Below are 12,701 nucleotides of genomic sequence, written 5' to 3'. Positions count from 1 at the left end.
ATTGAATTTTTAGCATTAAATTTCTAATTAATTAGCAACTTTGCATCTTTAAATTCTACAACACAAATGAAGAAACACAACTTTAGTGCAGGACCAAGTATTTTACCACAAGAAGTCATTCTTAAATCATCTCAAGCCGTTCTTGATTTTAATAATGAAGGATTATCCATATTAGAAATATCCCATAGAAGTAAAGCTTTTATTGATGTTATGGAACAAGCCAGAGCATTGGTTTTAGAACTTATGGGACTAGAAGGCAAAGGTTACAAAGCCTTATTTTTACAAGGTGGCGCTAGCACACAGTTTTTAATGGTTGCCATGAATCTTTTAGAAAAAAGAGCTGGTTACTTAAATACAGGTGCTTGGAGTGCAAAAGCCATTAAAGAAGCTAAAAAATTGGACGATATCTATGAAGTGGCATCTTCTAAAGACGCTAACTTTAATTACATCCCTAAAGGGTATGATATCCCTAAAGATTACGATTATTTCCACTGTACATCAAACAATACCATTTTTGGAACACAAATGAAATCATTCCCTAACTCACCAATCCCGATGGTTTGCGATATGAGTAGCGATATTTTTTCTCGTCAATTGGATTTTTCACAGTTCGGATTAATCTACGCCGGTGCACAAAAAAATATGGGCCCAGCAGGAACAACACTTGTGGTTGTTAAAGAAGATATCTTAGGTAAAGTATCTCGCGATATTCCTTCTATCATGGACTATAAAATCCATATTGATAATGGCAGTATGTACAATACACCTCCAGTATTCTCGGTTTACACGTCTATGTTAACTTTAGAATGGATTAAAAGCTTAGGCGGTATTAAAGCCGTTGAGGAATTGAATGAGAAAAAGGCGCAAGTCATGTATTCTGAAATTGATTTAAACCCATTATTCAAAGGCTTTGCTGCAAAAGAAGATCGCTCTTTAATGAATGCGACGTTTACCCTAGAAAATGAAAATTTAAAGGAAACCTTTGAAACCATGCTTAAAGAAGCAGGCATTAGCGGCGTAAACGGACACAGAAGTGTTGGTGGTTACAGAGCCTCTATGTATAACGCCCTACCAATAGACAGTGTAAAAGCACTTGTTGAGGTCATGAGCGAATTGGAGAGTAAAGCATAAAAAGTTTGAAGTGGGCAGTTGCAGTTTGCAGTGCTTACTCGAACCCTTAAAATGAAAAGTTTGCAGTGGGCAGTTGCAGTTTGCAGTGCTTACTCAAACCCTTAAAATAGAATTTTATTATTTCCACGAAAGTGGGGATTTTATCAAAAGAAACTAAAAAAGATTTCCGTTTTCACGGAAATGAAAAAAAAATCAAATTCAATGAAAGTATTAGCAAACGACGGTATTTCAAAAAGTGGTATTGAAGCCCTTGAAAAAGGTGGTTTTGAAGTGATTACAACAACCGTAGCACAAGAGCAACTAGCAAACTATATAAACGAAAAACAAATTAGTGTTTTATTAGTGCGTAGTGCAACAACAGTACGTAAAGATTTAATTGACGCATGCCCAAGCATTAAAATCATTGGACGTGGTGGTGTTGGTATGGATAACATCGATGTTGATTATGCAAAAAGCAAAGGCTTACACGTTATTAACACACCTGCTTCTTCATCACATTCCGTTGCCGAATTAGTATTTGGACATTTTTACGGATTGGCCCGTTTTTTACATAACTCAAACAGAGACATGCCTCTTGAAGGCGATGTTAGCTTTGGTAAATTAAAGAAAGCATACGCTAAAGGTGTGGAGCTTAAAGGAAAAACCTTGGGTGTTTTAGGTTTTGGACGTATTGGTCAAGCCACAGCTAAAGTAGCTTTAGGAGCTGGTATGAAAGTCGTTGCTTTCGATCCATTTATTGAAAATGCTGATTTAGAATTAGAGTTTTTTGACGGACAAAAAGTAAGCTTCAATATTAAAACCATTTCTAAAGAAGAGGTTTTAAAACAAGCCGATTTTATAACCCTACACGTACCTGCCCAAAAAGAGTATGTTATTGGTGCACCAGAATTCGAAATAATGAAAAAAGGCGTATTTATTGCCAATGCTGCACGTGGTGGTGTGGTTGATGAAGCTGCTTTAGTAACCGCTATTGAAAGCGGAAAAGTAGCCGGTGCTGCATTAGACGTTTTTGAAAACGAACCAAAACCAGAAATTCAATTATTAATGAATGCCGGTCTATCGTTAACACCACATACAGGTGCTGCTACCAACGAAGCACAAGACAGAATTGGTACCGAATTAGCAGAACAGATAATAAGCATTTTAAAATAGGGAAACAATAAGAAATTGTGACCTAAACGTTTAAAAGAAGGCTGTCCATATTTTTCGGACAGCCTTTTTTTTGAACTCATTTTGACTTTTTGCTTTTAGTACATGACAAAAATTGAAGCATATCACATGGAGCTTGTCGAAGTCCTAATTGTAAAAACATCATTGGCAGGTATTATTTTCATTCTAAAAAGGCAATATAAAGTAACGTTTGGTTTGTCAGACTGAGCTTGTCGTTTGTCAGACTGAGCTTGTCGAAGTCCCAATCCTAACACTTTTGTATACAGTTTTGGTTTTTTGTCATGTACTAAACTTTTGTTTTTAACCGAAATATGGATAACTTTTAGCCATTCCTGCCTGCCGGCAGGCAGGTTTCAGGAAATAGAAAAAGTCAAGATGAGTTCTTTGTTAAAACAACTCAAAAACAAGTATTTAAGAAATGTTTTTTGTAATTTTAAGTAAACAGACAAGACTATTTTACTAGTTCAAAATAGGGTTTCGCTCATTGTAACTTTTATAATGGCATAGTAAGCACTAGTTTTGGGCATATAATCTTAAAAACTTAAAAAAATGAAGTCTATCATATACATACTGCTAATTTGTGGTTTTGCGATAAGCTGCAATACAACAAAGTCCACGACAGCTAACAAAAATGAAAAACTGGAAAACACAAAGCTTAGCGATACAGTTACCATTTCCAATGATGAATTAGAATACGAAATCATCATTATCGAACCTGGCTTTAACTCTTGGTTAGTCAGCATGGCTAAACCCGAAGGCTACTATTCGCAACAATATCTTGAAAGCAGGAACCTAGTTTATGTAAACGAATGGAATAACCGTGTTTTACAACCTCAAAGATATAATCCCAATTTATACGAAATGCAAATTGATTATCAGCCTGGTATAGACTATGGGTATGATGTTAATTATAAATTGTATAATTACTTTATTTATTTTCAGCTGACTTACAAACAAAGATTAGGGTCATTTATTCCTAGAATTTAAATCTCTTTTAATTACATTTGTACTTTAAATAAGGCTTGTGGAAAAATTAAAAGAACGTTGGGGTATTGAACATAATTGGGAAATTATTGTTATACTAATCGTGTTTGCCATAACAGGTTCAACCGCATCTTTTATGGGAAAACCCATTTTAAATTATTTAAACATTACTACTGAAAGTTTTGGATCTTTTGGATATTGGGCAACGCGTATTATTTTACTATTTATCATGTACCAATTTATGCTGGTCTTTTTTGGGTGGCTATTTGGACAGTATAAGTTTTTCTGGAATTTTGAAAAAAAGACATTAAGGCGCATTGGCTTAAAACGCTTAGTAGATTAATGCAAAAAGCAAAGGAACATATCGCTTTTAAAACAATAACATTAATACTCGCATTAGCGTTATTAGTTCCGACGGCGACTAAATTTGCCCATATCTTCGCTCACCATAAACATGATATCTGTAAAGGTGAAAAATCTACACACTTACATGAAATAAATACCGATTGTGACTTTTATAAATTCAAAATAAGCAATTCTTATACCTTCACCTTTTTTAATATTGAATTAATTTCTTTTGAAGAAGATACTTTACAGATTATTTCACAGTATCAATTTTTAAGTGATTTTCAACGTTTACAAACAGCACTCCGCGGACCCCCCAGCTTTAATTTAATAATTTGAACCCCTAAACGAGTTCTATAAAATACACTGAAACTTATTCAGTATTAAAATAATTATTAAATTAAAAAACATACTATGCGAATACTATTGAATGTATTGCTATTTCTAGCAATTACAAACTCGTATGCCCAAAACTCAATAAAAGGCACTGTTACAGATGCTACAACAAATCAAGGAATACCGTATGCTAACATCTACCTTTCAGAGCTTGAAAAAGGGACATATACCAATGAAAATGGTGACTTTCTATTAGAAAATTTGCCCTCGGGAAATCGTAAAATAGTTGTTTCTATTTTAGGTTACGAAACAAAATCCATAAACATCTTAATTCCAACAGCAAACAGCCTAACAATAAGCCTAACACCTACAGCTATTGAAATGCAAGCCGTTATTGTATCGACACCATTTCACAAACTACAAAGTGAAAACGTGATGAAAGTAGAACACCAAACCATCGCTAATTTAAAAGCCAATGGTGCTGTAAATTTAGCCGATGGTATTACCAATATTGCCGGCGTAGAAAGCGTTACAACGGGTTTAAGTATAGGAAAACCCGTTATTCGTGGGTTAAGCTCTAATCGCGTTTTGGTTTATGCCCAAGGAGTTCGTTTGGAAAACCAACAATTTGGAGACGAGCACGGTTTGGGACTTAGCGATTCGGGCATTGAAAGTGTCGAGGTTATAAAAGGACCTGCTTCCCTACTCTATGGTAGCGATGCGCTTGGTGGCGTACTCTATATAAACCCTGAAAAGTTTGCCCAAAGCAACACTTCAAATGCCGATTTTAATGGCAATTACTTTAGCAATACTCAAGGTTTTAGTACCAATGCTGGCTATAAAGCATCAGACGAACATTTTAAATTTTTATTCAGAGGAAGTCTAACCGAACACGCCGATTATAAAACAAACACATACCGAGTGACCAACACGCGCTTTAAAGAACAAGATTTTAAAGCAGGTATGGGCTACCAAAAAGAAGGTTTTAGAACAGAGTTTCGCTATAATGTAAACCATTCCAAATTAGGAATACCAGAAGAAATTGGCGAACAATCTACTAACAAAACACCTTTACTTCCGTTTCAAGATATTACAAACCATGTGTTTAGTTCAAAATCATCGGTGTTTTTTAATAATTCACGTTTAGATATCAATTTGGGTTATATCTATAATGACAGAAAAGAGTTTGAAGAACACCACCATGACGAGGCAGAAGAAGAGCTTGAGGACGAAAATGAAGTATTGGAAGCCGCCCTTCACATGAAGTTGAAAACAGCTAATTACGATGTTAAATACAACCTGCCAAAACTAGGAAAATTTGAAACCATTGTAGGTATACAAGGTATGAACCAAGTAAACACCAATTACGGTGAAGAACAGTTAATACCCAATGCTACCACAAACGATTTTGGAGTTTTAGCAACCTCACATATCCATTTTGAAAAAGCAGATGTGCAATTGGGTGCTCGATTTGATAACCGAACTATTGATGTAACCACTGGTTTACAAAAAAACTTTAATAGTTTTAATGGTGCTTTGGGTTTAAAAACAGACATCTTAAAAAAGGTAACCGCAAGAATAAATTTAGCAACAGGTTTTAGAGCACCGAACCTATCTGAATTAACCTCTGACGGTTCTCATGAAGGTACAAACCGTTACGAAATTGGAAACGGAAATTTAGAAAGTGAGCAAAACTTTCAAACGGATATTGCTTTGGAATTTAAAAACGAACATGTTGAGTTTTTTGTGAACGGGTTTTATAACACAATTAATAATTACATTTACCTCTCACCTAACGGAGAAAGCATTGATGGCGATCCTGTGTTTGTCTATCTGCAAAATGACGCAAATTTATATGGTGGTGAAGTTGGATTGCACATCCACCCACATCCTTTAGATTGGTTACACATGGAGTCAAGTTTTGAAACCGTTACCGGAAAACAAACCAATGCTAGCTATTTGCCCTTAATTCCTGCAAACTCGGTAACCAATATTTTAAGAGTTGAATTTGAAAGACCTTGGCTAAAAAAAGCCTATTCGTTTGTGAAACTAACCACAACATTTAACCAAAATAACGCAAGTGCTTTTGAAACCAATACTGTTGGCTATAGTTTGTTAAGTGCCGGATTGGGTGGTAATTTCAACTTATTTAAAAACGAAGCTACCATAACTTTGTCGGGAACTAATTTAACTAATAAAACCTATGTAAATCATCTGTCGCGTTTAAAACCAGATGGTATTTTTAATATGGGTAAAAATATAACTGTTGGATTAACTTATAATTTGTAAACCAAAAGAGGCTGTCTGAAAAGGCCTTTAAATTTAATTTGTCAGGTTGAGCATGTCGAAACCGATATTGATTACCAGTATGTTAAAATATTTCGACAAAGCTTGTGCTGAGCTTGTCGAAGTGCTCAATATGACATCAAACTAGACTTTTTAGACAGCCTCTTTTTTATTGTTTAATGTCTATAACGCTTTCTTCCTTACTAAAAACATAGGTTATAAACCACATAATAGTAAAGGTTGGAATAATATCCAAGCCTGGGATAATCTCTTCTAAAAAGGAAATGACCCCAGCAATTTTACCCTTGTTGCCTTTATACATCTTGGTCATTAAATACGCCGAAAGTGGTGCCCAAACAATATCTATAAAGGTGATAAAACCAATAATATCGAATACGATACCTAAAGCTAGCTTTTTGTATTTACTTAAATTCTCCAATTTCATTTATAATAATATTGCATTGTTATTGAACACATTACAATAAATATACCAAAAACTACTTCCCTATTAGTTTTAAAAACTCGTTTCTGGTTTCAATTTTTTCAAATTGCCCTCTAAACCCAGATGTGGTGGTTACCGAATTTTGCTTTTGCACACCGCGCATCATCATACACATGTGCGATGCCTCAATAACCACTGCAACACCTTGAGGTTTTAAGGTATCGTTTATACAATCCAAAATCTGTTCGGTTAAGCGTTCCTGTACTTGTAACCGACGTGCAAACACATCGACAATCCTGGGTAATTTGCTTAACCCCACAATATGTCCGTTAGGGATATAGGCAATATGTGCTTTTCCAAAAAACGGCAGTATATGATGTTCGCAAAGGGAATACAACTCAATGTCCTTTACAATAACCATTTCGTTATAGCTCTCTTTAAACATAGCACTTTTAAGAATTTCAACAGGATCTTGATGATACCCTTGCGTTAAAAACTGCATGGCTTTGGCAGCACGTTCTGGGGTTTTTAACAAACCATCGCGCTCTGTATTTTCACCCAAATCTTCAATAATCTTTTTATATCTGTCTGTCACATCATCGGTAACCTGTATGTTGTATTCTTCAAAATCTTTATATGACATTCTTTATGTTTTTATAGTACCTAAATATAAAGTATAAATAGCAGATAGCAATAAAAACAATTCTTATAAACTGTTTATATTTTGTTTTTGGAATGCTTTATAGGGTGTTTTTTGTCAGACAGGGCCGAGCGTATAAAAAAGACCTGGGAGACCTTTTTAGCGAAGGAGCCAGGCTACCGAGAGGGAGAGGTACATAGCTATAGACCGAAAAATAGCTGATGTATGGCGGAAAAAGGCACACAAAAAAGCCAACGGATAAAACTTAAACAGTTTCTTAATTGTACAGAACGGCTTAAAGTAGTATTTTCACGCTATTATTTTACACTTATGATTCAAGCAAAAAACATTCATAAATTTTATAAGGATTTAGAAGTTCTTAAAGGCGTAGACATTCATGTACAAAAAGGAGAGGTTGTCTCTATTGTAGGAGCTTCGGGTGCTGGAAAAACAACCTTACTGCAAATTTTGGGTACTTTAGACAGAGCTTCTTCCAAAGAACCTTATGAGCTTACTATTAACAATGTTAGCATTAACGGACTTAACGATAAAGCTTTAGCAAAGTTTAGAAACGAACATATTGGTTTTATTTTTCAATTTCACCAATTACTACCTGAGTTCACTGCCTTAGAAAATGCTTGCTTACCCGCTTTTATAAAAGGCACCAAAAAGGCCGATGCCGAAAAACGTGCCAAAGAATTATTGGATTTTTTAGGATTATCACACCGATACAATCATAAGCCAAACGAACTTTCCGGTGGCGAACAACAACGTGTTGCCGTAGCCAGAGCACTTATAAATAATCCTGATTTAATTTTTGCTGATGAACCTTCTGGTAATTTAGACAGCGAATCTGCAGAAAATCTACACAGCTTATTTTTTAAACTACGTGATGAATTCGGGCAAACCTTTGTAATTGTAACACACAATGAAGAACTTGCCAATTTAGCTGATAGAAAATTAGTAATGGTTGATGGGAAAATAATCAATAACTAACAGGTTTTTAGCAAACAAAAGAGGCTGTCTAAAAAGTCCTTTAAATTTAATTTGTCAGGTTGAGCTTGTCGAAACCGATATTGATTACCAGTATGTTTAAATATTTCGACAAGCTCAATATGACATCCAATTAAACTTTTTAGACAGCCTCTTTTGTTTAATTATTGTTGTAGGTTCAATCAATTTCCAAAAGGAAACGTTTGACCCAATATAGTAATTGTTGAGGTAGTATAATTCAATTTGATGTCTTTTATATTCGCAACATCAATATCAAGAATACCCGATTTGATGCTTCTTGGCAATAACACAAAATGTAGTGATTCTTCAATGGTTAACGAATATTCAATGCCTTTTGAACTCACACCCGATTGGGTGCCATCTAACATATATTCATCATCCCAAATATTAAGAGGCGTATCAGAACCTGCTACCCAAGTTCTGGTAGAATTCTCGGTATAATTGATGGTTTTACCCATTTCTGTGGTTATTTTTCCATTCTCAATGATAACGCTATATTGCAAATCACCATCTATATTTTTACCTAAATTTTTCACGTAATGGGTTCCTTCTACTTTATAATTGTTGTGATAATAATTGTTAAAGGTGGTTGTATGCTCACTACCTTCTACACCATACCAATTGGTTGAAACGATAGTAGCGATTCCTTTACGTGTTATACCATCCTTACATAACACACCATCTTGGTAGTCAACAGTTATGGTCTTGGGAAACGTGGTCAAATCTAAAGGCTCAACGGTTATTATTGGCCCCACGGCACTCGTTTTACTTATTTTTGAAATAGATGCTGAATTTTCGGAATTTAAAACAGCGTCTCCACTATTATTACCTGCATCTTGAAAAACCTTATTTACTATGGCATATTCGGTTAAAGCTTCCATAGCAGATGCAGGATCAACATTTGGTTTTAAATCATCTTCTTGACAACTCATAAAAAAAAGTGCAAGAATGGGAACTATCATTTTTTTCATAATACAATGTTTTAGAAATACATTAATTTTGAAACTAAATAACGTTATAAATTTTATTTTTAGTTAGTTCAAACACTAAAATCTTACTGTTTAAAGTCTATTTTTACTTTTCATCGATAATTTTTACAAGTTTTTCCTTTTTATATTTTCTGCCATACCATAAAAGAATACCTGTTACCGGTAAGATTATCGATACCCCTTTTGCCTCCTCAATACCTTCAATTAGTAAAAAAATAAGTTTACTTTTGAATTTTAAAATTGAATTTCTTGAATAAAAGCGAACTAAAAGACTTTCTAGATAGTAAAGTAGCACAGTACAATAACCCAAAGTTTATTGAAAGTGACCCCATTCAAATTCCGCATCAATTTTCTATAAAAGAAGACATTGAAATTGCAGGGTTTTTAACTGCTACCATCGCTTGGGGAAATCGAAAAAGCATTATTACTAATGCGAAACGACTCATGGAGTTTCTTGATAATTCTCCTTTTGATTTTGTAATGAATCATACTGAAACCGATTTAGAAAAGCTATATCCTTTTGTACACAGAACTTTTAATGGTAATGATACCATACAGTTTATAAAATGCCTAAGAAATATTTATATAAACCATAACGGTTTGGAAACTGTGTTTGCTAAACATGCCGAAAAAGAGTCACTTCAAACATCCATCTCTAAATTTAAAACCGTTTTTTTTGAAGTTGAACATTTAGAAAGAACCCAAAAACACGTTAGCGATCCATCAAAAAATTCGGCAGCAAAACGTATTAATATGTTTTTGCGTTGGATGGTGAGAAACGATAAAACTGGGGTTGATTTTGGCATTTGGAACAGCCTCTCTCCTGCTCAATTGTCATGTCCGTTAGATGTTCATTCAGGCAATGTTGCTCGAAAGTTAGGTCTTTTAAAAAGAAAGCAAAATGATGCCAAAGCATTATTGGAATTAGATACTGCTTTAAGAAACCTTGATGTCAACGATCCGGTTAAATACGATTTTGCTTTGTTTGGTTTGGGTGTGTTTGAGGGGTTTTAATGATTAACCAACCCAATCAGGGTTTAAAACCCTGATTGGGTTCTAAAAAAAAACGATTGACAAACTTAAAGTTCATCAATCGTTAATATAAATTCTAAAATCGAGAATTACATTATCCTTTTAACCAAGCGTCACGTAATTTTTTTTGTGCTGGTGTAGCATCTGGTTTTTCCACAATGCTTTCACCCATTGTGTAAGTTGGTGTGGTTTTAGTTTTAACAACGACTTCTTTACCATCTCTTTCTAATTTTACCTCAATGTCTTTACCTGGTTTCCACATAAATACACCTTGCAATACTTGGTTTGCATTTTGCATGGTCAACTCGGTACCACCAATAGATTTAATAACATCGTTTGGCTGTGCTCCATTATCTGTCCAAAAGCTGTTTTGTAGAACCATATCTGTAAAAAATATGGTGCCTGTTTGAGGGTCTCCACTAACTATCGGAGCACCATTCATTAAAATATAATTTGTTTCTATTTTACCTTCGCCAATCTCCAAGCCTACTTTATTAAAAAACCCGTTGTAGTTAATTGGGATATCACCAACCACATGTGTTGTTAAAAAATCGTGAACCGAAGGGTACGTCATACTCGAAATGTCTTCAATAAGCTTATCGTCTTCAAAGGGCTTGTTTTTACCGTATTTGTTTGATAGTTCTTTCATTAAAGATAAAATGCCTCGGTTGCCATTACTTTCTTCACGCATTAAAATGTCTATACACATGCCAATTAACGCACCTTTTTGATATACATTATAATATTCGTCCTTATATGGTGCTTTTAATACATTCTCACTCATAATGGTAAAACTCATAGCATCATTCATTGTTTTTGAACGTTGAATTTTTTCCATGATTTTGTTGTAGAATTCATTTTCATCTATCAAACTTTGGTTTACCTGAAATAAATTTGCAAAATATTCGGTTACACCTTCGTACATCCACAAATGTTTTGAGAAGGTGGGATTGTTATAATCGAAATAATGAATATCTTCAGAATGAATTGATAACGGACTTACAATATGAAAAAATTCATGAGATACCGTTTCTAGCATGCTTTCTGCCAAAGCATCTTCTTCCATAGATTCGGGCATAACCACCATAGTAGATGTATGATGTTCAAGAGCTCCAAACCCTTTTGGTGATTCATCTTTTTCTTCAGATAAATACAAATAAATATCGTAACGTGGTGTAGAATTGATATCACCTAAAAATGCTTTTTGGGCTTGCATCATCTTAAAAATGGTTTCCTTTAAAGACGCAGCAGAGTGTACTTTATTTGGGGAATATACACTTAAAACAATTTTAATATTGCCTACTTGAAACTCTTCAACACTTAAATTACCATACATCATCGGATTGTCGGTAATATCAAAATAGCGTGTTGCGAAATAACTTGTCGTAATGGTACCATCTTCACTTGTTTTCGAGCCTGTATTTTGTAAAGCCGAAGTACGAACAAAATCGGCAGGAGCTGTAACATCCAATTTGTATTGGTTATTCTTTAACACATCGAAATACCCAATAAAACCATGTAGGTTTAATACATAATTATCAGGTTCTATATTTGTGCCTGCTGGTGAAAAAGGGTTTTCTGATCCAATTCTACCTGAAACTTCAGTATCATAAGTATCATTAACAAAATACGTGATTTTGTCTAATTGCTTCGCATTTTTAATAACCCATGTATTTACATCGGTTTTGTTTACAGGCATCTCGTTGCCTTTATAATCGAAAGCTTTAAAATCGTCAATATACTTTCCAAAATCACTTACCGAATAAGTACCTTGTACCACTTTAGGCAAATGATAGCTAACGGTTTCAACGGTAAAACGCCCAGGATTAATAACTACAGGGGCTTTATCGTTTTCAACTTTCGATAAATTTATTGAAGTTTCTATGGGTACACTTGTAGCTAAATCGTTCCCTGATGTTTTTGTAGCACTACAGCTAGCTAATAAAATGCCGGCGAATAAAGCGGCTAAAGTTTTAGTATTCATTAATGGCTTTTTAGAGTTTTGTAATTGACGTCCAAATTACTATTATGTTACGCATCCACATCTTAAGGTTTTGTTAAAAAGCTTAATTAACTTGAATTCTGAATTTAAAGTGCCTAAAGGTATGAGTACTTAAAGTGCACTAAAGTTATGGGTACTTAATTTAAAGTGCCTAAAGTTATGGGGACTTAAAGTGCACTAAAGTTATGGGTTCGGAGTTCTGTTCAAGTTTCTTGTTTCACTGTTAGATTACAATTATCTATTGTCTTAAAAAGCTTTGCGCCTTTGCGCCTTAGCGAGAAATATTTGTCTATCATGCAATTTCTATTTTTCTATTGTCTATTGTCTATT

12 protein-coding genes are annotated in these 12,701 nt (G+C 34.4%); 8 read left to right on the top strand and 4 right to left on the bottom strand.

The annotated features are described in order from the left end of the window. The first annotated feature begins 66 nt into the window (after nt 1-66). The 6 genes from serC to ACGLWY_RS14380 all read left to right on the top strand — a co-directional run bounded on the left by serC (nt 67) and on the right by ACGLWY_RS14380 (nt 6,255). Entirely contained in the window at nt 67-1,131 is a 1,065-nt protein-coding gene (serC, locus tag ACGLWY_RS14405) for a 3-phosphoserine/phosphohydroxythreonine transaminase (protein WP_396620371.1), read from the top strand. A 201-nt stretch (nt 1,132-1,332) separates the two neighbouring features. Beyond that, the gene (locus ACGLWY_RS14400) at nt 1,333-2,283 is read left to right on the top strand and encodes a D-2-hydroxyacid dehydrogenase (protein WP_396620370.1); all 951 of its coding nucleotides are present in this window, start codon (nt 1,333-1,335) and stop codon (nt 2,281-2,283) included. 567 nt (nt 2,284-2,850) lie between these two features. After that, nucleotides 2,851-3,288 carry a DUF6146 family protein gene (locus tag ACGLWY_RS14395; protein WP_396620369.1) on the top strand — a complete coding sequence of 146 codons (438 nt, stop codon included), beginning with the start codon at nt 2,851-2,853 and terminating at the stop codon, nt 3,286-3,288. A 37-nt stretch (nt 3,289-3,325) separates the two neighbouring features. After that, the gene (locus tag ACGLWY_RS14390) at nt 3,326-3,628 is read left to right on the top strand and encodes a DUF6787 family protein (RefSeq protein ID WP_396620368.1); all 303 of its coding nucleotides are present in this window, start codon (nt 3,326-3,328) and stop codon (nt 3,626-3,628) included. Beyond that, nucleotides 3,628-3,969, top strand: a complete 342-nt coding sequence (locus tag ACGLWY_RS14385; RefSeq protein WP_396620367.1) for a hypothetical protein — start codon at nt 3,628-3,630, stop codon at nt 3,967-3,969. Before ACGLWY_RS14390 ends, ACGLWY_RS14385 begins: the two co-directional genes overlap by 1 nt. 75 nt (nt 3,970-4,044) lie before the next feature. Then, a complete protein-coding gene (locus tag ACGLWY_RS14380; RefSeq protein ID WP_396620366.1) occupies nt 4,045-6,255 on the top strand; it encodes a TonB-dependent receptor domain-containing protein in 2,211 nt (736 codons plus the stop codon). 166 nt (nt 6,256-6,421) lie between these two features. Here ACGLWY_RS14380 and ACGLWY_RS14375 read toward each other — a convergent pair whose 3' ends face one another. Both ACGLWY_RS14375 and folE read right to left on the bottom strand, forming a co-directional pair. Then, nucleotides 6,422-6,697 (bottom strand): hypothetical protein, encoded by a 276-nt coding sequence (locus ACGLWY_RS14375; RefSeq protein ID WP_396620365.1) that lies wholly within the window; start codon nt 6,695-6,697, stop codon nt 6,422-6,424. Between the two features lie 52 nt (nt 6,698-6,749). Then, nucleotides 6,750-7,337 carry a GTP cyclohydrolase I FolE gene (gene folE, locus ACGLWY_RS14370; protein ID WP_396620364.1) on the bottom strand — a complete coding sequence of 196 codons (588 nt, stop codon included), beginning with the start codon at nt 7,335-7,337 and terminating at the stop codon, nt 6,750-6,752. Nucleotides 7,338-7,664: 327 nt separating this feature from the next. On the opposite strand from folE, the gene ACGLWY_RS14365 reads away from it, so the two are divergent. Continuing rightward, entirely contained in the window at nt 7,665-8,330 is a 666-nt protein-coding gene (locus ACGLWY_RS14365) for an ABC transporter ATP-binding protein (RefSeq protein WP_396620498.1), read from the top strand. 179 nt (nt 8,331-8,509) lie between these two features. Here ACGLWY_RS14365 and ACGLWY_RS14360 read toward each other — a convergent pair whose 3' ends face one another. Next, entirely contained in the window at nt 8,510-9,319 is an 810-nt protein-coding gene (locus tag ACGLWY_RS14360; RefSeq protein WP_396620363.1) for a hypothetical protein, read from the bottom strand. 267 nt (nt 9,320-9,586) lie between these two features. Between ACGLWY_RS14360 and ACGLWY_RS14355 the strand changes: the two genes are divergently transcribed. Then, nucleotides 9,587-10,351 (top strand): TIGR02757 family protein, encoded by a 765-nt coding sequence (locus tag ACGLWY_RS14355; protein ID WP_396620362.1) that lies wholly within the window; start codon nt 9,587-9,589, stop codon nt 10,349-10,351. Nucleotides 10,352-10,463: 112 nt separating this feature from the next. Here ACGLWY_RS14355 and ACGLWY_RS14350 read toward each other — a convergent pair whose 3' ends face one another. Further along, complete coding sequence (locus ACGLWY_RS14350; RefSeq protein ID WP_396620361.1) at nt 10,464-12,353, bottom strand: peptidase M61; 1,890 nt, start codon at nt 12,351-12,353, stop codon at nt 10,464-10,466. Nucleotides 12,354-12,701: the final 348 nt, after the last annotated feature.

Origin of the sequence: Mariniflexile sp. HMF6888 (genome assembly GCF_044335535.1) — a bacterium.
In the GTDB taxonomy this organism is placed as follows: domain Bacteria; phylum Bacteroidota; class Bacteroidia; order Flavobacteriales; family Flavobacteriaceae; genus Mariniflexile.
The sequence above is the reverse complement of the archived record's forward strand: the minus strand, read 5'-3'. Positions and strand labels throughout refer to the sequence as shown.